This is a genomic window from Pseudomonas sp. LAP_36, from assembly GCF_019456785.1.
In the GTDB taxonomy this organism is placed as follows: Bacteria; Pseudomonadota; Gammaproteobacteria; order Pseudomonadales; family Pseudomonadaceae; genus Aquipseudomonas; species Aquipseudomonas tritici.
The window spans coordinates 35,130-56,037 of the sequence record NZ_JAHZMS010000012.1 but is presented as its reverse complement, the minus strand read 5'-3'; the positions used below and the strand labels follow the sequence as shown (position 1 = coordinate 56,037).

Genomic DNA, 20,908 nt, shown 5'->3' with positions numbered 1-20,908 from the left:
AAGCCAGCTCCCACATTTGGAATGCATTCCCCCTGTGGGAGCCGGGCTTGCCCGCGATGGGGCCCTCATGACCACCCTACATTTCCCTACCGCAACCCATCCCGAAACTGCCCCGGCGTCATCCCCGTCCAGCGCTTGAACGCCCGGTTAAAGCTGCTGGTATCCGCAAACCCCAACAAGTGGCTGATCTCTGCCAATGGGCACTGCGGATCCCGTAGATGCAGCAACGCCAAATTCTCCCGGCATTCATTGAGCAACGCATCAAACCGACACCCTTCGTCCGCCAGGTGCCGCTGCAAACTGCGCAAGCTCAGGTGCAGGGCCTGGGCAATGCGCTCAGCACTTGGCTCGCCGTCCGGCAATTGCGCTTCAATAGCCGCACGCACCTTACGCTCCCAGGTCAGTGGCTGCAGTTGGGCGAGGGTGCGCTTGAGCACGGTTTCGTTGTGCTCGGCCAGTTCGGGGTTGGCGTCGTCCAAGTGGCTGTCGAAATCGTGGGCGGCAAACTCCAGGCAGTCTTCTTCGGCACCGAAGAACACGGGCGCACGAAACACGGTGTGCCACGGATTGGGATCGGCAGGCTCTGGCCGTCGCAGGTGCACCGCCAGCGGTGCGTACTCACGGCCCAGGCGATTGCGGCAGGTGCGCACATAGATCGCCGCAAACGCATCGATGGCTTCGAATGCCGGCGCCGGGCTGCCCGGGGGTTGCAGCAGGCGAAAGCGGTAGCGCTCGCCGTCCCCGCTAAGCGCCAGCGTCAGCGCATCACTGACCACCTGGTGATAACGCACGATGCGCTCGAACACCTCCCGCAGGCTGCCGCTGGCCACCAGCGCATACCCCAGCGCATGAAAGGTGGTGGGGCTGACAAACCGCGACACCCGCAAGCCAATCGCCGGATCACCGCTGGCGTGCACTGCCAATTCCCATAACCGCGTCGTGGCCGACAGCGGATAACGCGCATTGGGATCGTCCATCTGCTGCGGGTCGAGCCCGGCCTGCGTGCACAGCGCGGCGCTGTCCAGGCCCAAGGCGTCGAGCTGCTTGCGCAGGGCGCGGGTCCAGCTGGCGAGGGAAGTGGGTTCGGTCATGACGATTGGCGCTTGCGGTCAACAGGTTGGCGTCCAGGGCTAGCGTCCTGCCAGATCGCGTGGGGCAGGATGAACGCATCGATAACCAGAGGATGTGATCATGGACGGTACTTCTGCAAGCCCCCAGCAGATGAACGCACAACAGCGCTCGGCGCATATCCGTGACGTGGTGCTGGCCGAAGGCGTGCGCTTGCGCCGGCAGCACCCCTGGTTGCTGCATCAAGACGCATTGGGCGCGGGCATTCTGGCGTTTGCGCTGGTCGGCATGATTGGTTCGGCAGCGCTCTACATCACCGGGTATATGGCCTGGTGGGTGTGCCTGCTGCTCAACGCCTTCCTCGCTTCATTGACCCATGAGCTGGAACACGACCTGATCCACAGCATGTATTTTCGCAAGCAGCGCCTGCCCCACAACCTGATGATGGGCCTGGTGTGGCTGGCGCGCCCGAGCACGATCAACCCGTGGATACGCCGCCACTTGCACCTCAACCATCACAAGGTCTCCGGCACTGAGACCGATATGGAAGAACGCGCCATCACCAACGGCGAGCCTTGGGGTTTTGCGCGGTTGCTGATGGTCGGCGATAACGTCATGTCGGCGTTTATTCGCATGCTGCGGGCCAAGACCTGGAAGCACAAACTGTCGATCCTCAAGCGCTCGCTGCTGGTATACGCACCGCTGGCGCTGCTGCATTGGGGCGCGTGGTATGTGTTCCTGGGTTTCCATGCCGCCAATGGCATTGCCAGCCTGTTGGGTGCGCCCATCGAGTGGTCTGCCGGCACGTTGCAGACGATGCAGGTGATCGACATCGCCGCCGTGGTGATCATTGGCCCCAACGTACTGCGTACCTTTTGCCTGCACTTTGTCAGCTCCAACATGCACTATTACGGTGATGTGGAACTGGGCAATGTGATCCAGCAAACCCAGGTATTGAACCCTTGGTGGATGTGGCCGTTGCAGGCGTTCTGCTTCAACTTCGGCAGCACCCACGGCATCCACCATTTTGTGGTGAAAGAGCCGTTTTACATCCGTCAGATGACCGCGAAGGTGGCGCACAAGGTCATGGCGCAAATGGGTGTGCGCTTCAATGATTTCGGGACGTTTGCGCGGGCCAATCGGCTTGGATTTCCACCGCCTGCAGGGTTTCGATCAGCGCCTTCGCCGCAGGCGACAAGCGAGCCCCAGCGCGGCTGATCACCCGCTATGGTTGTTCAGGCTGTCCAGGGCACGGGGCAGGTTGCGCCAGTGCAGCCTCTGCAATTGGCCACTGGCGAAAGCGTCGACGAACGCTTCTTCGGCGCCCGCGGGCAGTTGGCGAAGGTCCATGGTGGGTCCGGCATCCTGTAGGAGAACCGGAATTTTAAGGGGACGCCTTATTCCGTCAATGAAGCGTTTTTGTTTTGTCTGGATCTTAAAGGTACATCTATAGAGCGGGTGCCGTTCGATAGGTGGCGGGGCTGAACACGCGGGTCACCACCAGCATCGCCACTGCCGTCATTGTCAGCACGACCCAGGCGCTGGCAAAGCTGCCGGTGAGTTCGCGCAACCAGCCGGTCAACCATGGCGAAATCGCATTGATCAAAAAGCCCACGCCTTGCACGAACGCCGCCAGTTGCCCGGCTTGGCGCGGGTCGCGGTGATGGTCGAGCGTCAGTAGCAGACTTAGGGCGAAACACGCGCCCAGGCCGAAACCACACAGCGCCACCCACAGATGGGGGAACTGCAACGGCGCCATCAACAGGCCGAGATAACCAATGGTCTGGGCCAGCAGGCTGATCCACAGCAGCGGCCGACGATCGATCCCGCGTTGTGCCAGCACCGGCATCAACAGCGCGGCGATTACCTGGAAGATGGTCATGAACGCCAGCAGCGAACCACTCGGCAGCACGCCCCAGCCCAGTTGCTGATAATAGGCCGGCAGCCACGCGACCAGGCTCATGTAGCCGCAGTTCACCAAGCCGAAATACAACGCCAGCAGCCAGGCGCGGCGATTGCGCAGGCCCTTGAAGGCGGGGATGACTTTCGCGCTTTTTGCCGCTCCCAGTGGCAGCCGGATCCACAGCAACAAGGCCGCGAATGCGGGCAACAGCCATATACCGAGCCCCGCCTGCCATTGCTGGAAATGCGTGGCGGCCACCGGGCTGAGCAGCGCCGCCAGCCCACCGCCGGCCATCAACGATGCGGAATACACGCCCATCGCCACTGGCACACGGTGATGAAACTCGCGCTTGATCATCGCCGGCACCAACGCCTGGATCAGCGCGACACCGGCACCGCCCAGCAACGCGGTCACCAGCAGCGTAGAACCTTGGCCCATCAGCCAGCGGGCCAGGCACGCCAGCAGGATCATCACCAGGCCGAGGGCGATGCCACGCCGTTCACCGAGCTGCGCTTCAACGCGTACACCCACCAGCGCCACCAGGCCCATGCACACCACGGGCAGGCTGGTGAGCAGGGCACTGCTCTGGAAACTCAAGCCGGTGGCCAGGCGAATCTCACCGAGCAGCGGGCTGATGGAGCTGAGGATGGGCCGCAGATTGAGACCCAGGACTACCAACAGTCCCCAGCCGGCGAATTTGCCGGCAGATGAAGGGTTGAACGTCATGCAGCAGGCTTCCGAAGGGTTAAAAATGAGGGGTGAGTATGGGCAGCGCCACGGGTATTCTGAAATTAAATACAACCATGCCAACCAGTGGCAAATGGAATGGTGACTGCCATGTTCGACCCCGTGTTATTGCGCAGCTTTGTCGCCGTAGTGGATTGTGGCAATTTCACCCGGGCGGCCGAGCGCCTGCACTTGACTCAGTCCACCGTCAGCCAGCAGATCCGCCGCCTGGAAGACGCGGTGGCGTGCCAGCTGCTGGATCGCGACCAACGCCGTGTGGTGGCGACGGCCGAGGGCGAGCGCCTGCTGGCCTATGCGCGGCGCATCCTCGCGTTGCATGAAGAAGCCGCCGACGTGTTGATCAGCCAGCAGAGCGACGGTGTGCTACGCCTCGGTGTACCGGAAGACTTTGCCGCCGAACGCCTGATGCCATTGCTCTCGGCCTTTGTGCTGGCCTATCCGCGGGTGCGCCTGGAAGTCACCAGCGGCCTCGGCCCCGAGTTGCAGCGCCAGTACCGCAGCGGTGAATTCGATGTGTTGCTGGTCAAGCAGATCGGTGACAGCGACGACTGCCTGGCCTCATGGCCAGAGCCTTTGTGCTGGGTGGATAGCCTCAGCACGCCGTCTCTGGGCCGCGATCCCTTGCCGTTGGTGGCATTCCCAGTGGGCGGCCTGTACCGCAATGAAATGCTGCAACACCTTGAAGTGGGCGGCTGGCGTTGGCGCATCGGGTATTCCAGCGCCAGCCTGGCCAGTGTGTGTTCAGCGGTAGCGGCGGGGTTGGGAATCAGCCTGTTGCCCCTGCGCGTGGTGCAGTCCGGCCATAGGGTGTTAGGTGCTGACAGCGGTTTGCCCGCGGTACAAGGCGTACGTTTGGCGCTTTACGCCCGTACAGGCCTGGGAGCAGCAGGGCATGCATTGCAGCAGCAAATCTTGAAGTTGTGCGCCGGGCAAATGGCATAGGTCAGTGGGTTCTATTCACTGTGGCACTCGCGCTTAATAGCGAGAGCTGCTCTGTGAGTTGAGCAGCTCGCACACAAGCGCCGTTGCTGCACCTTGTCCGCAGAGGTGGGCGATGTCTTGTCGTGAGCCCACCGCGGATTGCCCATCCTGGCCCGTATAGGCCAGCGTTCCCCCCAGCACTTCAACGGCACTGTGGTACCCGTTGCTGATCAAAAACGCGGCGGTGCCAGCCGCGCGTGCGTAGCGAGCGTCCCGTTCTCTGGGTGGTAAGTAAGCCATGGGATCGTTCGTGTTGCTTGATTGTTCTCTGAACGTGTCCATCACTTGAGTGAAGGGCTTTTGCTCACCGCGAAGCATGTCCCAGACGGCCAGGGTTTCCGCCTGTGTGCCAGACATGTGTGCCACCAACGGTTCGTCGGTGGTGTTCACCCGTTCGGTTTTCAGCTGCGCCACGTCCCATCGGCTAGGAAGCAACCGCTGTGATTGCGCAATACCCAGCAGGTCATCCGCTTGTCTCCCCAGGTTGTGAATGCCTGTGCGTGGAGGTTGCTCATTTGGCGGTTTGATTCGTTCCTGTTTTTTAGTCGGGCCGATGGTGCCCGAGCCCCCCAGTTCGGTAGTGGCGGCCATGGATTCCGCCGCCGGATGCGCAAGTCCCAGTAGGCGAGGAATCCATTTGCGCAGTTGCTGATTCTGCTCTTTCGTACGCTCGATGCCGGTCGTTGTATCGCTCAGAATCGCTCCGATATCACCCATGAGTGCTATCAGTACCGACCGATCTTTAGCCGTCGCGCTGTGACTGCCCGCCGGTATGTCGTTGACCAACCGTTGCAGGGTATTGAGCAAGGCCTGCGGCTTTTCGCCAGGCATGAGCCCTTCAGCTCCAAAAAGATGCCCCCCCAATGGGCCTTGCAGAATACCCAAGTAACTGATCATTTCGTGCGCTCGGCCCGCCGCTAACCCTATCTAGGTGCGTAACGTTTGACCGGGATGATAGAGCAGGTCCCTGGCCGCCACGGTTTGTTGCAATGCCAGTTCGCGTGTACGGCTTCCCTCCACGGACCGACTGGCGGGGTCAACAAACGCATTTGTCTGCGACGGTGCAGCAAGTTGGGTGACCGCGGCAGTGCCGTTGAATTGAGGTATTGAAGAGGAGGAGATCTGATGGATGAACATGTCAATACACCTTTTGGTTAGCTTGGTGTCGTTCAGTGACAGGGGCCACGCGTCGAGTTCCATGCCCCGCAACGGATCAACTGCGCTCGCAACGCCTGCTAAATGATGCCTTTCATGAATATTTTGTATGCCTGAAAAGCATTGGAACAGTCACGTGTCAAAGCCAGCCCTCGCAGGCCGTGGCTTTCAGGTTTTTCGATGTTTCGTTTATTCGGTTTTGATCTAGGTATAAATTTAAAGGTTACTTTAAGAGATAAGCGTCTAGGCCCGATGATTCAGCCTAGGACGGCCTTCCACGCAGGCCTGTCGGTTTTTTGTTTCAAACCGTAGGAAGGCGCCATGGCGCCAGGCCCCGGTTGGTGAGTTGGTCGACCTTGGCCGGCCGCACCGCGCGCCGTTGGGGCAACTGCGAACACAGAAAACTGTTTATCAACAAGGATGAAATCCAGCCGAACCTGCTGGAATTCAACTTGCAGGCGGCCAAGGCCAAGGACCCCGATGTGCGGGTGCAATTGCAGGCTGACGATGGCGTGAATTACGGCGAAGTGGCACGCGCCATGGCGTCTATCGAGCGCGCGGGGATTACCACGCTGTCGGTGATTACAGCGCGCTAATTTCAAACATCTCGACAGTTTTTGGGCCGTCTCCTTGGCAGGGTGCGGCCTTTTTTTTGCGCGCGATTCCTGCCACGACACTGAACCACTGTGTGCGGGCTTGCTCGCGAATGCGGTGGATCAGCCGGTACATGTATCGACTGACCCACCGCATTCGCGAGCAAGCCCGCTCCCACATTTTGATCTTCTGTGGGGTTGAGTTTTTGGTTATTAATAAATAGCTTCTTATTCCTTAACGAATATAATCCCCGTCCCTATACTGTTCAGCAACGTTAAACGCTGCAGGAGGGCACACCCATGCACAGCGAATCGATTCGTTATCTGATCGTGCCGGGCTGGCAAGGATCGCCAGAAGATCATTGGCAAAGTCACTGGCAGAACAACCTGCCCAACAGTGCACGGGTGGAGCAGGCCGATTGGCTCACCCCGCGTCGCGAAGATTGGGTGGCCGCGCTGGCCGAAGCCATCGCCGCCGACAGCACGCCGGTGATCCTGATCGCGCATAGCCTGGGCTGCATCACCGTAGCGCATTGGGCGGCCACGGCCCCCGTGCAGTTTCTGCGGCAAGTGCGCGGCGCCTTGCTGGTGGCCCCCGCCGATGTCGAACGTCCTGCCTGCTCGCCTGCCTTGCGCAACTTTGCGCCGATCCCCACCGACCTGCTGCCGTTTCCCAGCCAGGTGGTCAGTTCCGATAACGACAGTGCCGTCAGTGCTCCACGCGCCTTGGAGCTCGCGCGTAACTGGGGTGCCGAAGCCGGCATCTTGTCCGGTGCCGGGCATATCAATGTGAAATCCGGCCACCAGCGCTGGGAGCAGGGTTTCGCTTACCTCTATCGCCTGCAAAGCCGCCTTGAGCACCACGCCCGGCGTACTGCCTGAACATTTTTCAACGCCCCGTCCCTGAGTGGATTGGGGGCGGGAGCCTGCCATGAGTCTGCACGAAACCTACGGCCAGCCCTTGCTGACCTTTCCCGACGCCGAGAAAAGCCCGCTGAGCATCCGCGCCAAGGCGTTGGTGTTTGTTGATCCGCGTTCGCGCCAATTGCGCGAAGACCTGGAAAGCCTCGCGCCGCGCGCGTTACCTGTGTTGATCCGCGGCGAAACCGGTAGCGGTAAAGAGCTGCTGGCGCGGCATATCCACCGTGGCAGCGACCGCACCGGCTTGTTTGTTTCGGTCAACTGCGGCGCCATCAGCCCGACTTACGCCGATGCCGAATTGTTCGGCTATGCGGCTGGTGCCCACAGTGGCGCGGCCAGCAGCCGGGCCGGTTGGTTTGGATCGGCGAATGGCGGCACGTTGTACCTGGATGAGATCGGCGACTTGCCGCTGCCGATCCAGGTGAAACTGCTGGCCGCCCTGGAAAACCACGAAGTTACCCGCGTCGGTGCCCATCAGCCTAGCCCGGTGGATGTGCGCCTGGTTGCCGCCACCAGCATCGACCTGGCCCAGGCCGTGGCTGCCGGCAAGTTCCATGAGCGCTTGTTCCATTACTTGAGCGAAGGCCGGTTGGACTTGCCGGCACTGCGCGAGCGCGTCGGCGATATCCTGTCCCTGGCCGAGTACTTCCTCGGGATCTACAGTCAGCGCCTGGACCTGCCGGTGCCGCTGATCAGCGATGCAGCCCAGCGTGTGCTGGAACATCACAGCTGGCCGGGAAACACCCGTGAGCTGGAAAACGTTATTCACTTCGCATTGCTGGTCAGCAGCGGCGACGAGATTTTGCCCGAGCATTTGAACCTGCCAGCGGCGGGCTCACCCCTGGAGCGAGTACAGCGAATTTTCAACAGCGCCAGCCCTGCCGAGCAGGAAACCCTGCGCAAATTCCTGTATGAATAAAATGGAATATCAACGTGAATAAAAGATATTGTTCGGGAATAAAAAATCTAGGTATTGTCCATTCCACGCCGCGATAGCACTTCGCTGGCACACCTCATAAAAACGGTCGTCAGAGACGCCCCGGAATGTCGATAAGGACACTGCATGAAAAAGGTTCTGTTGTTTACCGCACTGGCGGCTGCCCTGACTGCAAGCTTGGCCCAGGCCAACGAGAAATTGGTCGTAGCGGCGACCCCGATCCCGCACGCCGAGATCCTCGAGCTGATCAAGCCAACCCTGGCCAAAGAAGGCGTGGACCTGGAAATCAAAGTCTTCACCGACTACGTGCAACCCAACACGCAGGTTGCCGAGAAACGCCTGGATGCCAACTACTTCCAGACCCTGCCGTACCTGGAAAACTTCAACAAGGGCAAGGGCACCAACCTGGTCACTGTAATTGGCGTACACGTTGAGCCAATCGGCGGTTACTCGAAAAAAATCAAGAATATTTCTGAGCTCAAAGATGGCGCCACCGTTGCCATCCCGAACGAAGGCTCCAACAGCGGCCGTGCCCTGTTGCTGCTGCAAAAGAATGGTCTGATCACGCTGAAAGACCCAACCAATGCCCTGTCCACACCGAAAGACATCAAGGACAACCCCAAGCACCTGAAATTCAAGGAGCTGGAATCGGCCCTGCTGCCACGTGTACTGGATCAGGTTGACCTCGACGTCATCAACACCAACTACGCCCTGGAAGCTGGCCTCAACCCGGCGAAAGACGCGCTGATCATTGAAGACGCCAAGTCGCCCTACGTGAACTTCCTGGTGGCACGCCCGGACAACAAGGACAGCGACGCTATCCAGAAACTGTCCAAGGCCCTGACCAGCCCGGAAGTCAAAGCCTTCATCGAGAAGAAGTACAACGGCGCGGTAGTGCCGGCGTTCTGATGTAAGCCAAAACCCCCTTCAAGGTTTCAACGCCGACGGCTACTACAGCGTCGGCGTTTTTTTATGCGGTCTTTTTGAAAAAAACAGGGTTGGAAAATATAGGCGCGTTAACTGCTTTATTGGCCTTGGCAAATGGTTTGGTTCATTTATCAATTTGAATAATTATTTCTGAGTGTATTTATAAATTATCTTACAGTTTTAGTTTTGCCCGATTGAATGTGTGAGAGCAAGCTTGCACAGGTTGTAGGAGTCATCGCATGGAGGCGCCAGTGAGTTATATAAGCTTTTGGAGCCGTTATTATGTTGAATTCCATTTCCCCCAATCATGTGCCGACCTTTATGGCCGCTCCTGCCGTTGGAGCTCACCCGCCGGAAAGTGCTGCAAGCTTCGAAACCCAATACCCCAAAGACCAGTTCAAGCCGGTGCCCAATAATATCCACATGGTCTGGGTCGGCTCCAAGCCCGGCTCAAACCAGAACACCTACTTACGCCAGTGGGCCAAGATGAACCCCAACCATAAAATTATGTTGTGGGTGGACTCTACTCAATTTGATACTTATGCAACTAATAAAACTGCACAGGCCAAAGCTGAAAGTATCTATCCAAACTATCAGTCGGAAAGGCCTGTTCGTGGTTTGTTCAGTCAACTTAAAACGGTGATGAGCAGCCCGGGGAACGAGCAGCGTAATAAGATTGAGCAAAAACAAGTGATCTCAGAGCTTAATAAAGAACTGTCGTCCCCAGGTAACAAAGCATTGAGGGCTTCTCTGCTGCCTGAGGGCGGGAAAGTGACTGCGGAAAATGCTTCGCAAGTGCTAAGTGCATTTGCGCGTCATGCTTCGCGTACCGATGATAAGTTTAATCAAGCAGAAGCCACCATTCTCGACCAGACCACTAAGTCCTGGGACCGCTATGTCAGCAACCCGCCCCGTGATACGACGGCGCTAGCTGCTTTGCAAGGGCGATTCGCAGACCTGAAAAACGTACAGATACGTGATTTGAGCAATCCGGCTGATATACGTTTGAAAAACCAGGACGTTTATCAACATGAAATCATCGGGCGCAATGGCGGTTATGCCGCAGCCTCTGACGTCGCCCGGTATGAAATCGTCAATCGACATGGCGGCACCTACACAGACATCGATCTGGAAAGCGTACGCCCGCTCGATGGCGCGTTGAATGCCCATCCGGACCTGATGCTGGTCGGCATGGCGGCAGGCAAGAGTGAAGCGAGTGGCAACGCCACACCTTATTTTGCCAACGCGTTGTTCGCCAGCCATCCCCAGAGCGCGATGCTGACGACCATGATTGATGACATCGGGGATAAATATCGCTCGATGAAAGGTAATGAGTACGCCGGCGACCGTTATTTCAGCCGCCCGAACAAAAGCACGATCGAAACCACCGGGCCCAACGCATTACGCGGGCATGTCGACCGGGTGATACAAGAAGCCAAAGGGCAACCGGACCAAATACGTAACGACGCCGCATCCTCCGCCGAACGTATATGGGACATGGCGAAGCCAGAGAACAAAGAGTACTGGAGCCTGGTGGATTCGCACTTCAAGTTCCCGGACAACTACGTCAATTTTGAAACGGAAGAGCAGCAGAAAAGTGCCACCAAAGCCATGGCGGGGGGCGCTGATCGGCGGCCATCGGCGCAAGGTTGAAAGCGTGAAAACAGCCTCACCGTGGTGAGGCTGTTTTTTTGTCACAGTGCCTGGCTATTGATTGCCCTGCGCAACGCCATCAACCATTTCACCAACTCCTGCGGATCAATCGGTTTCCCTTCGTTCATTGTTCAATCCCTCGAATCTCAGACCCCACAACCATAGCCGTCACCCGGCAAACCCGCGAATCCGCCGGTTATCTTTTTGGGTGATATCAATATGCTATTTTGGTATTTAAATTTTGCTTTTTATGCCTTTAAAGTTCGCGCTACCCGGCGTTACCCATGTCGGATCGGATTGCGCTCGCTGCATTACCCTTGCGGCGTCATGGACTGGAAATGACCTTCGATTTCGCTTTTATCCTCAGCACCCTGCCGGCGTTTTTGAAAGCCGTGGGGGTGACCCTGCAAGTAGGCTTGATCGCCATTGCCACCTCGCTGCTGGTGGCGCTGATCAACGCGGCGCTGCTGGTGTTTCGCACGCCGTACCTGTCGCGCCTGGTGGCGCTGTACGTGGAGCTGGCCCGCAACACGCCGCTGCTGATCCAACTGTTTTTCGTGTACTTCGCGCTGCCGGCCCTGGGCTTCAATATTTCCGGGTTCTGGGCGGCGATCATCACCATGACGTTCCTTGGCGGCGCGTACCTCACTGAAGTGCTGCGCGCCGGTGTGGAAGCCGTGCCGCTGGCGCAGATCGAGTCGGGCAAGTCCATCGGCCTGTCCGATTGGCAACTGCTGCGGCATGTGATCCTGCCGCAGGCCGGCATTCTCAGCCTGCCGGCGCTGTTCGCCAATTTCATCTTCCTGCTCAAGGAAACCACCGTGGTCTCGGCCGTGGCGGTGCCGGAGATTCTCTACACCACCAAGAGCTACATCGCGCTGTACTACAAGACTTACGAGATGCTCGCCGTGCTGACGCTGATTTGCGTACTGCTGTTCTTGCCGCTGTCGCTGCTGCTCAGCCGCTTGGAAAGGAGGCTCCAACATGGCCAGTTCGGGTCTTGAGTTGTTGTGGGTGTCGTTGCCGCAACTGGGCAAGGGCGCTGCGCAAACCCTGTCGATTTCATTCTTGAGCATCGCCTTCAGCACCGTCGGTGGCGTGTTGTATGGCGTGCTGCGCACCTTGAATAACACGCTGATCAACGCGGCGCTGCGGGTTTATCTGGAGCTGTTTCGCGCAATCCCGGTGCTGGTGTGGTTGTACCTGCTGTTTTTCGGTCTGCCGATTTTCTTTGGCCTGAGCATCCCGAGTTTCTGGTGCGCGGTGCTGGTGCTGTCGTTGTGGGGCGCCAGTGAAGTCGGCGAAGTGGTGCGTGGCGCCTTGCATTCGTTGCCTCGCGGCCAGCGCGAGGCGGGGTTGTCGATAGGCCTGTCTGATCCGCAGCTCTACGGCTACGTGCTGCTGCCACAGGCGCTAAAGCGCATGACGCCACCGACCATCAACGTCTACACGCGCATCATCAAGACCAGTTCCCTGGCGGTGCTGATCGGCGTGGTGGATGTGATCAAGGTCGGCCAGCAAATCATCGAGCGCACCTATGAGTCGGTCCTGATCTACGGCGTGCTGTTCCTGTTTTTCTTCTTTATCTGCTACCCGTTGTCGGCCGCCTCCAAGGTGCTGGAACGGCGCTGGGCCCAAGCATGAGCGCATTGATCGAGTTTCAGGGTTTCAACAAATTCTTCGGCGAGGCGCAGGTGCTCAAGGGCATCGACCTGAGCGTGCAAAGCGGCGAAGTGGTGGTGATCCTCGGCCCCAGTGGCTGCGGCAAAAGCACCTTGCTGCGTTGCCTTAATGGTCTGGAAGTCGCGCATAGCGGTAGCCTGCGCTTTGCCGGCAATGAGCTACTGGACAAGAAAACCGACTGGCGCCAGGTGCGCCAGGACATTGGCATGGTGTTCCAGAGTTACCACCTGTTCCCGCACATGAGCGTGCTCGACAACATCCTGCTCGGCCCGTTGAAGGTGCAAAAACGCGACCCTCGTGAAGCCCGCGAGCAGGCCGAAAAACTGCTGGACCGCGTGGGCCTTGCCGACAAGCGCGACGCCTTCCCACGCCAGCTCTCTGGCGGCCAGCAGCAACGCATCGCCATCGTCCGCTCGTTGTGCATGAACCCCCAAGTGATGCTGTTTGACGAAGTCACCGCCGCCCTCGACCCGGAAATGGTCAAGGAAGTGCTGGAAGTGATCCAGGGCCTGGCCCGCGATGGCATGACCCTGCTGATCGTCACCCACGAAATGGCCTTCGCCCGCGCCGTCGCCGACCGCGTGGTGTTTATGGAGGCCGGTCGCATCCTTGAACACAACACCCCCGAAGAATTCTTTACGAACCCGCAAACCGCACGCGCGCAGCAGTTCCTGGAGAAGTTCTCCTTTGTGTCAACACTGCCCAAAAAACCTAAGGAACTTGCGCTGATATGAAAAAGTTACTGCTGCCACTGTTTGCCGTCGCCTTACTGGCCGGGTGCGATAAAAAGGCCGAAGAGCCTGTAAAGCCGGCTGCCACCGTGAGCTACATCGACAAGATCAAGGCGCGCGACAAGCTGATCGTCGGCGTCTTCACCGACAAGCCGCCGTTCGGTTTTGTCAACGAAGCCGGTCGCTATGTGGGGTTCGATACCGACATTGGCCGTCAATTCGCCAAGGACCTGCTGGGCGACGAAAACAAAGTCGAATTCGTGGCGGTCGAGCCGGCCAGCCGTATTCCGTTTCTGCAAAGCGACAAGGTCGATCTGATCCTTGCCAACATGACTGTGACCCCGGAGCGCAAGGAAGCGGTGGACTTCACCAACCCCAACCTGAAAGTCGCGGTACAGGCCCTGGTGCCAAACAACAGCGCCGTGAAAAGCCTGGATGACCTGGCCACCCGTACGACCATCGTCACCACCGGTACCACGGCTGATATCTGGCTGACCAAGAACCACCCGGACTGGAAGCTGCTCAAGTTCGAGAAGAACTCCGAGTCGTTGCAAGCGTTGTCGGCGGGGCGTGGTGATGCCTATGCGCAAGACAACCTGGTGTTGTTCAGCTGGGCCAAGCAGAACCCGGGCTACCGCGTGCTGGAAGAGAAACTCGGTGATGAAGCGCCGATTGCGCCAGCGGTGAAAAAGGGCAATGTCGAACTGCGTGACTGGGTGAATGCCGAGTTGGCGAAGTTGGGTGAGGAAAAGTTTTTGCTCAAGCTGTACGACCAATATGTGCGTAAAGAGCTGAGCGATGACACCAAGCCTGAGAGTGTGATTGTGGAAGGTGGGAAGTGGCAGGGTTGATCCGTTCATTATTGAGTGACTGACCTACCGCTATCGCAGGCGAGCCCGCTCCCACATTTGAAAGTATTCACACATCAAAATGTGGGAGCGGGCTTGCCCGCGATGAGGCCAGTACAGGCGACGCCTATTCTGGCCAATGCCAAGCCGGCGCATCCAGAATCCCCTGCCCGACGATCCGTGTCTCCCCCAACACCTTCTCCAGCACAATCGAATTACACCCCTCATCCTGCTGCAACGCCGCAATCAACCGACTGGCATGGGACACCACCCACACCTGGCAATGCTGCGAAGCCTGGATAATCAAGCGCGCCAACGCCGGTAACAAATCCGGGTGCAGGCTGGTCTCCGGCTCGTTCAGCACCATCATGGTCGGTGGCCTCGGCGTCAGCAGCGCCGCGATCAGTAGCAAGTATCGCAAGGTGCCGTCGGATAACTCTGCCGCCGACAGTGGCCGCAGCAAACCTTCCTGATAAAACTCAATCGCAAAACGCCCGCCCTGCAGCGGCTCGATATTCAGGCGCGCGCCGGGGAACGCATCGCTTACCGCCCGCTGCAAAGCCTCGGGGTCGCCGATCTCGCGGATCGTCTGCAACGCTGCCGCCAGATCGCGCCCATCGTGGTGCAAAACCGGTGTGCGCGTACCCAATTGCGGCTGGCGTACCGGTGCATCCACATCGCTGCGAAAGTGATCATAAAAGCGCCAGCCACGGATGCTTTCCCGCAGCAGCAACACCTCCGGCGAGCCGCGCAGGCTGCCGACCTGGTCAAATAGGCTGTGATAGTTGGGCGTGTGCTGGGCGAGGACATCCCAGTTTCGACCGTCGCGTGCGCGCACCATGGGCCCGGACCGTTGCACCAGCAGGCTCGCCGGACGGTAGAGGTGGCCGGCCCAGATGCATTCCTTCTTTACTTCCGGGTCCAGGGAGAAGTACGACAGAGTCTTTTCCGGCAGCCCAAGGGAAATCGCGTAGCTGAAGTCGTCCCCGGCAAAGCCCAGGCGCAAGCGTTTGACGCCCTGGCGCACGGTGGCCTCAACCGGCACCTCACCGCTGCGCATGCGCCGGCTGAGGGTCTCCGGCCCGGCCCAGAAGGTGGAGTCCAATCCGCCTTCACGGGCCAGCGCATTGATCACCCCGCCCTGGGCGGTTTCCGCCAGCAGGCGCAGGGCGCGGTACAAGTTGGACTTGCCGCTGCCATTGGGCCCGGTGACCAGGTTCAGCCGGTCCAGGGGCACCACTAATGTGTTGATCGAGCGGTAATTGGCCACCGCGAGGGTCTTGAGCATCGGTCACATACCTGTAGTGAGCGGGCTTGCCGCGCGCGCTGGGGTGCGTAGCAGCCCCAAAAGGAATCACCCCATTCTATCGGAAAGAACTTCTGCACCTGGCGGGGGACCGCTTCGCAGTCCAGCGCGGGGCAAGCCCGCTCACTACAGAAAGCGCCCACCTGTGGAACCCTGAACTAAGCTCACAGTCGCATACACACTGGCAAGTCGGCATCACGCAAAAGGAGCCTGCATGGGCGCTCGCATTTCCACCTGTATTTTTGGTCTTGGCTTACTGACGCTACTGAGCGGCTGTGGCGAGGAAAAGGCTGAACCCAAGGCGCATTCACGGGTGTTTGTGCAGACCGTGCAGTCGGCGGATTTTGCGGCGGCGGTCACGCTCACCGGCGATATCCAGGCCAGGGTGCAAACCGATCTGTCGTTTCGCGTCGGCGGTAAGATTATCCAGCGCATGGTGGATGTGGGTGACCGCGTAACCGCCAAGCAAGTGCTGGCCAAGCTCGACCCGAAGGATTTGCAAACCAACGTTGATTCCGCCCAGGCCCAGGTCGTGGCCGAGCAGGCGCGGGTCAAGCAAACCGCCGCCGCCTTTGTCCGCCAGGAAAAGCTCCTGCCCAAGGGCTACACCAGTCGCAGCGAATACGATTCCGCCCAGGCCGCGCTGCGCAGCAGCCAAAGCGCACTGGCGGCCGCCCAAGCCCAGTTGGCCAATGCCCGCGAACAACTCGGTTATACCGCGCTGATCGCCGAAGCGCCGGGTGTGATTACGGCGCGTCAGGCCGAGGTCGGCCAGGTGGTACAGGCCACTGTGCCGATTTTCAGCCTGGCCCGCGATGGCGAGCGTGATGCCGTATTCAACGTGTACGAGTCGCTGCTGGTAGAGCCGCCGCCGGATGCGCCGATCACCGTCAGCCTGTTGGATAACCCGAGCATCAAGGCCGTGGGCAAGGTCCGTGAGGTCACGCCAGCCGTGGCCGCGAATACCGGCACCGTGCAGGTGAAAATCGCCCTGCAAGCCCTGCCCAAGGGCATGGAGCTGGGCTCGGTGGTGAGCGCTACCGCCAATGGTCCGGCCAAGGCCAGTATCGAATTACCCTGGGCCGCGCTGACCAAAGATCTCAGCGAGCCCGCCGTTTGGTTGATCGACGGCGACGGCAAGGCGCAATTGCATAAAGTTACCGTGGCGCGTTACCTCACCGGCAAGGTCATCATTGGCGATGGCCTCAAAGGCGGCGAAAAAGTGGTGGTGGCCGGTGGGCAATTGCTGCACCCCGGCATGCTGGTCGAGATCGCCCAGCAAGGAGCGCAGCCATGAAGCGCCTGACGGGGGTACTCGCCGCCAGCCTGTTGCTGGTTGCCTGTTCGAAGGAAGAGCCGCCGCCGGAGCCCCTGCGCCCGGTGCTGTCCATGGAAGTAACATCGGAAGATCAGGAAAACCTCGGTCGTTTTGCCGGCACCATCCAGGCCCGCTACGAAAGTAACCTGGGCTTTCGCGTGCCTGGGCGTATTGCGCGGCGCGCCGTGGATGTGGGGGCCGAAGTGGAGAAGGGTGCCTTGCTCGCCGTACTCGATCCCACTGACCAACAGAACCAATTGCGTTCCGCCCAGGGCGATCTGGCGCGCGTACAGGCGCAATTCATCAATGCCCAGGCCAACGCCCGCCGTCAGCAGGAGCTGTTCAACCGTGGCGTCGGCGCCCAGGCCCAGTTGGATATTGCCCAGACTGACCTGAAAACCACCCAGGCCACCCTCGAGCAGGCACAAGCCTCAGTCAATCAAGCCAAAGACCAACTCAACTACGCCGAACTGCGCACCGACCATGCCGGCATCGTCACCGCCTGGAATGCCGAGGCCGGCCAGGTGGTCAGCGCTGGACAGCAAGTGGTGACCCTGGCCCGTCCGGATATCAAGGAAGCGGTGATTGATTTGCCTGCCGGCCTTGCCGAGCGCCTGCCGCATGACGTGGTGTTCCTGGTCGCCGGGCAACTCGACCCGAGCGTCAACACCACAGCCATCGTGCGCGAGATTGAGCCCCAGGCGCAAAGCGCCACACGCACCCGTCGCGCGCGGCTAACGCTGGCCGAAACACCACCGGCATTCCGCCTCGGCACGGCGATCAGCGTCACTCTGAGCACCGCCATCGCCCCGCGCATCGAAGTGCCCCTGAGCGCCCTGCAGGACGTCGACGGCAAGACCCGCATCTGGCTGCTCGACACCCAAAGCCAGACCGTGCAACCGCGCGACATCAGCGTGATCAGCCGTGATGCCAACAGCGCCTTGCTCAATGGCGGCGTCAAACCCGGCGAGCGCATTGTCACCGCTGGCGTGAACAGCCTGAAGCCTGGGCAGAAGGTCAAAATCGACGAGGACAGCCCGCGATGAAAGGGAGTTTCAACTTATCCGACTGGGCCCTCAAGCATCAGTCTTTCGTCTGGTACTTGATGTTCGTCGCGCTTCTGATGGGCGTGTTCTCCTACATGAACCTGGGCCGCGAGGAAGACCCCTCGTTCACCATCAAGACCATGGTGATCCAAACCCGCTGGCCGGGCGCGACCCAGGAAGAAACCCTCAAGCAGGTCACTGACCGCATCGAGAAAAAACTCGAAGAGCTGGACTCCCTCGACTACGTAAAAAGTTACACGCGGCCGGGCGAGTCCACGGTGTTCGTGTTCCTCAAGGACACCACCAGCGCCAAGGACATCCCGGGCATCTGGTACCAGGTCCGTAAGAAGATCGACGATATTCGCGGCAACTTCCCTCAAGGTTTGCAGGGGCCGTCATTCAACGATGAGTTCGGTGATGTGTTCGGCTCGGTGTACGCCTTTACCGGCGACGGCCTTTCGATGCGCCAGTTGCGCGACTACGTGGAACAGGTGCGCGCTGAGATTCGTTCGGTGCCGGGGTTGGGCAAGGTCGAGATGATCGGCCAGCAGGACGAAGTGATTTACCTGAATTTTTCCACGCGCAAGCTGGCGGCCCTGGGGATTGATCAGCGCCAGGTCGTGCAGAGCCTGCAGTCGCAAAATGCGGTGACCCCGGCCGGGGTGATCGAGGCCGGGCCGGAGCGGATTTCCGTGCGCACGTCGGGGCAATTTGCCTCGGAGAGAGACCTGGCCAACGTCAACCTGCGGCTCAATGACCGCTTCTATCGCCTGGCAGATATCGCAGAGATCACGCGTGGCTACGTCGACCCGGCGCGGCCGATGTTCCGCTTCAACGGTAAGCCGGCGTTAGGCTTGGCCATCGCGATGCAGAAGGGCGGCAATATCCAGTCGTTCGGCAAGGCCCTGCATGAACGCATGGACGAGTTGACCGCCGACCTGCCGGTGGGCGTCGGCGTGCACAAGGTCTCCGACCAGGCGGAAGTGGTGGAAGAAGCCGTCGGCGGCTTTACCAGTGCGCTGTTCGAAGCGGTGATTATCGTGCTGGTGGTGAGTTTTATCAGCCTGGGCATGCGCGCCGGGCTGGTGGTGGCGTGCTCGATTCCGTTGGTGCTGGCGCTGGTGTTCGTGTTCATGGAGTACAGCGGCATCACCATGCAGCGGGTATCGCTGGGCGCCTTGATTATCGCCCTCGGCCTGTTGGTGGATGACGCGATGATCACCGTCGAGATGATGATCACGCGCCTGGAAAAAGGCGAAACCAAGGAGCAGGCGGCGACCTACGCCTACACCTCGACGGCGTTTCCGATGCTCACCGGTACTTTGGTGACGGTCGCCGGCTTCGTGCCGATTGGCCTTAACGCCAGCTCGGCGGGCGAGTACACCTTCACCCTGTTCGCGGTCATTGCCGTGGCGATGCTGGTGTCGTGGGTGGTGGCGGTGCTGTTTGCGCCGGTGATCGGCGTGCATATTCTCAGCGCCAACGTGAAGCCGCACGATGGCGAGCCGGGGCGAATTGGCCGCGCTTTCAATGGCGGCATGCTGTGGGCCATGCGTAACCGCTGGTGGGCGATCGGCATCACCGTGGCGCTGTTTGTGGCGTCGGTGTTCTCCATGCAGTTTGTGCAGAACCAGTTCTTCCCCTCGTCGGACCGCCCGGAAATCCTCGTCGACCTCAACCTGCCGCAGAACGCCTCGATCAACGAGACCCGTAAAGCCGTCGACCGTCTGGAAGCGATCATCAAGGATGATCCGGACATTTCGCGCTGGAGCACCTACATCGGCCAGGGCGCGATCCGGTTCTACCTGCCGCTCGACCAGCAACTGGAAAACCCCTACTACGCGCAGTTGGTCATCGTGAGTAAGGGCCTGGAGGAGCGCGGCGAGTTGATCCAGCGTCTGCAAAAGCGCCTGCGTGATGACTTTGTCGGCATCGGCAGCTTTGTGCAGCCGCTGGAAATGGGCCCGCCGGTGGGGCGCCCGATTCAGTATCGCGTGTCGGGCAAAGACACCGACCAGGTGCGCAAACACGCCATCGAACTGGCGACGTTGTTGGATAAGAACACCCACCTGGGCGAGATCATCTACGACTGGAACGAGCCGGGCAAAGTGCTGCGCATCGACATTGCCCAGGACAAGGCGCGGCAACTGGGGCTGTCGTCGGAAGACGTGGCGCAGTTGATGAACAGCGTGGTCAGCGGCGCTTCGGTGACCCAAGTACACGATGATATCTACCTGATCAACGTGGTCGGCCGCGCCGAAGACGCCGAGCGCGGCACGCCGGAAACCTTGCAGAACCTGCAGATCGTCACGCCCAACGGCACCTCGATTCCGCTGCTGGCCTTCGCCACCGTACGCTATGAGTTGGAGCAGCCGCTGGTGTGGCGCCGCGATCGCAAGCCGACTATCACCATCAAGGCCTCGGTGCGCGATGAGATGCAGCCGACGGATCTGGTGAAGCAGCTCAAGCCGGAAATCGACAAGTTCAGCGCCGGTTTGCCGGTGGGCTACAAGGTCGCCACCGGCGGTACCGTGGAGGAAAGCGGCAAGGCCCAGGGCCCGATTGCCAGCGTGGTGCCATTGATGCTGTTCCTCATGGCAACCTTCCTGATGATCCAGCTGCACAGTGTGCAGAAGATGTTTCTGGTGGCGAGTGTTGCGCCGCTGGGGCTGATCGGCGTGGTGCTGGCGCTGATTCCCACCGGCACGCCCATGGGCTTTGTGGCAATCCTGGGTATTTTGGCGCTGATCGGCATCATCATCCGCAACTCGGTGATCCTCGTGACGCAAATCCATGAATACGAGGTGGCCGGTTATACGCCGTGGGATGCGGTGGTGGAAGCTACCGAGCACCGGCGTCGGCCGATCCTGCTCACGGCGGCGGCGGCGAGCCTGGGCATGATCCCGATTGCGCGGGAAGTGTTCTGGGGGCCGATGGCGTACGCGATGATTGGCGGGATTATCATCGCCACGTTGCTGACGCTGTTATTCCTGCCGGCGCTGTATGTGGCTTGGTACAAAATCCGCGAACCCAAACAGGAAACCCAGGAAAAACGCAGTTAAAAATGTGGGAGCGGCGGTGCGACGATTCG

18 protein-coding genes and 2 pseudogenes are annotated in these 20,908 nt (G+C 59.8%); 15 read left to right on the top strand and 5 right to left on the bottom strand.

Translation table 11 applies throughout. From position 1 onward, the window contains the following. Window positions 1-86: 86 nt before the first annotated feature. A complete protein-coding gene (locus tag JBO08_RS26115; protein WP_220075190.1) occupies window positions 87-1,091 on the bottom strand; it encodes an AraC family transcriptional regulator in 1,005 nt (334 codons plus the stop codon). A gap of 100 nt (window positions 1,092-1,191) precedes the next feature. On the opposite strand from JBO08_RS26115, the gene JBO08_RS26110 reads away from it, so the two are divergent. Further along, on the top strand, window positions 1,192-2,286 hold the full coding sequence (locus JBO08_RS26110; RefSeq protein WP_065879725.1) for a fatty acid desaturase: 1,095 nt from the start codon (window positions 1,192-1,194) through the stop codon (window positions 2,284-2,286). On the opposite strand, the gene JBO08_RS28585 is transcribed toward JBO08_RS26110, so the two are convergent. Both JBO08_RS28585 and JBO08_RS26105 read right to left on the bottom strand, forming a co-directional pair. Next, window positions 2,287-2,418 carry a hypothetical protein gene (locus JBO08_RS28585; protein ID WP_256530440.1) on the bottom strand — a complete coding sequence of 44 codons (132 nt, stop codon included), beginning with the start codon at window positions 2,416-2,418 and terminating at the stop codon, window positions 2,287-2,289. Between the two features lie 97 nt (window positions 2,419-2,515). After that, entirely contained in the window at window positions 2,516-3,697 is a 1,182-nt protein-coding gene (locus JBO08_RS26105; RefSeq protein ID WP_220075191.1) for a CynX/NimT family MFS transporter, read from the bottom strand. Between the two features lie 111 nt (window positions 3,698-3,808). Between JBO08_RS26105 and JBO08_RS26100 the strand changes: the two genes are divergently transcribed. After that, window positions 3,809-4,660 carry a LysR family transcriptional regulator gene (locus JBO08_RS26100; RefSeq protein ID WP_220075192.1) on the top strand — a complete coding sequence of 284 codons (852 nt, stop codon included), beginning with the start codon at window positions 3,809-3,811 and terminating at the stop codon, window positions 4,658-4,660. 33 nt (window positions 4,661-4,693) lie between these two features. Here JBO08_RS26100 and JBO08_RS26095 read toward each other — a convergent pair whose 3' ends face one another. Then, window positions 4,694-5,596 (bottom strand): hypothetical protein, encoded by a 903-nt coding sequence (locus JBO08_RS26095; protein ID WP_139113189.1) that lies wholly within the window; start codon window positions 5,594-5,596, stop codon window positions 4,694-4,696. A 571-nt stretch (window positions 5,597-6,167) separates the two neighbouring features. On the opposite strand from JBO08_RS26095, the pseudogene JBO08_RS28235 reads away from it, so the two are divergent. From JBO08_RS28235 to JBO08_RS26050, 10 genes and pseudogenes are all read left to right on the top strand, one after another. Further along, window positions 6,168-6,260 (top strand): annotated as a pseudogene (locus tag JBO08_RS28235) (energy transducer TonB); the annotation flags it as partial. After that, window positions 6,256-6,450, top strand: a pseudogene (locus JBO08_RS26090) (ExbD/TolR family protein); the annotation flags it as partial. The pseudogenes JBO08_RS28235 and JBO08_RS26090, both read left to right, overlap by 5 nt. Window positions 6,451-6,747: 297 nt before the next feature. Further along, a complete protein-coding gene (locus JBO08_RS26085; RefSeq protein WP_065910763.1) occupies window positions 6,748-7,329 on the top strand; it encodes an alpha/beta hydrolase in 582 nt (193 codons plus the stop codon). A 49-nt stretch (window positions 7,330-7,378) separates the two neighbouring features. Next, entirely contained in the window at window positions 7,379-8,287 is a 909-nt protein-coding gene (locus JBO08_RS26080; RefSeq protein WP_065875903.1) for a sigma 54-interacting transcriptional regulator, read from the top strand. A gap of 144 nt (window positions 8,288-8,431) precedes the next feature. Further along, window positions 8,432-9,214 (top strand): MetQ/NlpA family ABC transporter substrate-binding protein, encoded by a 783-nt coding sequence (locus JBO08_RS26075; protein WP_049710620.1) that lies wholly within the window; start codon window positions 8,432-8,434, stop codon window positions 9,212-9,214. A gap of 300 nt (window positions 9,215-9,514) precedes the next feature. Next, window positions 9,515-10,885, top strand: a complete 1,371-nt coding sequence (locus JBO08_RS26070) for a TcdA/TcdB catalytic glycosyltransferase domain-containing protein (protein WP_065879737.1) — start codon at window positions 9,515-9,517, stop codon at window positions 10,883-10,885. Between the two features lie 338 nt (window positions 10,886-11,223). Beyond that, on the top strand, window positions 11,224-11,889 hold the full coding sequence (locus tag JBO08_RS26065; RefSeq protein ID WP_003187615.1) for an amino acid ABC transporter permease: 666 nt from the start codon (window positions 11,224-11,226) through the stop codon (window positions 11,887-11,889). Then, window positions 11,870-12,529 carry an amino acid ABC transporter permease gene (locus JBO08_RS26060; protein ID WP_065875899.1) on the top strand — a complete coding sequence of 220 codons (660 nt, stop codon included), beginning with the start codon at window positions 11,870-11,872 and terminating at the stop codon, window positions 12,527-12,529. The genes JBO08_RS26065 and JBO08_RS26060 overlap by 20 nt, the downstream gene beginning before the upstream one ends. Next, a complete protein-coding gene (locus tag JBO08_RS26055) occupies window positions 12,526-13,302 on the top strand; it encodes an amino acid ABC transporter ATP-binding protein (protein ID WP_065875898.1) in 777 nt (258 codons plus the stop codon). Before JBO08_RS26060 ends, JBO08_RS26055 begins: the two co-directional genes overlap by 4 nt. Beyond that, window positions 13,299-14,150 carry a transporter substrate-binding domain-containing protein gene (locus JBO08_RS26050; protein ID WP_065910765.1) on the top strand — a complete coding sequence of 284 codons (852 nt, stop codon included), beginning with the start codon at window positions 13,299-13,301 and terminating at the stop codon, window positions 14,148-14,150. The genes JBO08_RS26055 and JBO08_RS26050 overlap by 4 nt, the downstream gene beginning before the upstream one ends. Before the next feature lie 124 nt (window positions 14,151-14,274). Here the strand turns inward: JBO08_RS26050 and JBO08_RS26045 are convergent, their stop codons facing one another. Then, window positions 14,275-15,435 (bottom strand): AAA family ATPase, encoded by a 1,161-nt coding sequence (locus JBO08_RS26045; protein WP_220075193.1) that lies wholly within the window; start codon window positions 15,433-15,435, stop codon window positions 14,275-14,277. Window positions 15,436-15,667: 232 nt separating this feature from the next. Between JBO08_RS26045 and JBO08_RS26040 the strand changes: the two genes are divergently transcribed. Genes JBO08_RS26040 through JBO08_RS26030 form a run of 3 tightly spaced genes read left to right on the top strand, consistent with a single transcriptional unit; the run spans window position 15,668 to window position 20,879 of the window. After that, window positions 15,668-16,750: an efflux RND transporter periplasmic adaptor subunit gene (locus tag JBO08_RS26040; RefSeq protein ID WP_065879744.1), complete on the top strand. Its 1,083-nt coding sequence runs from the start codon at window positions 15,668-15,670 to the stop codon at window positions 16,748-16,750. Beyond that, on the top strand, window positions 16,747-17,817 hold the full coding sequence (locus JBO08_RS26035) for an efflux RND transporter periplasmic adaptor subunit (protein WP_065875890.1): 1,071 nt from the start codon (window positions 16,747-16,749) through the stop codon (window positions 17,815-17,817). Before JBO08_RS26040 ends, JBO08_RS26035 begins: the two co-directional genes overlap by 4 nt. Continuing rightward, window positions 17,814-20,879, top strand: a complete 3,066-nt coding sequence (locus JBO08_RS26030; protein WP_220075194.1) for an efflux RND transporter permease subunit — start codon at window positions 17,814-17,816, stop codon at window positions 20,877-20,879. Before JBO08_RS26035 ends, JBO08_RS26030 begins: the two co-directional genes overlap by 4 nt. The last annotated feature ends 29 nt before the right edge of the window (window positions 20,880-20,908 follow it).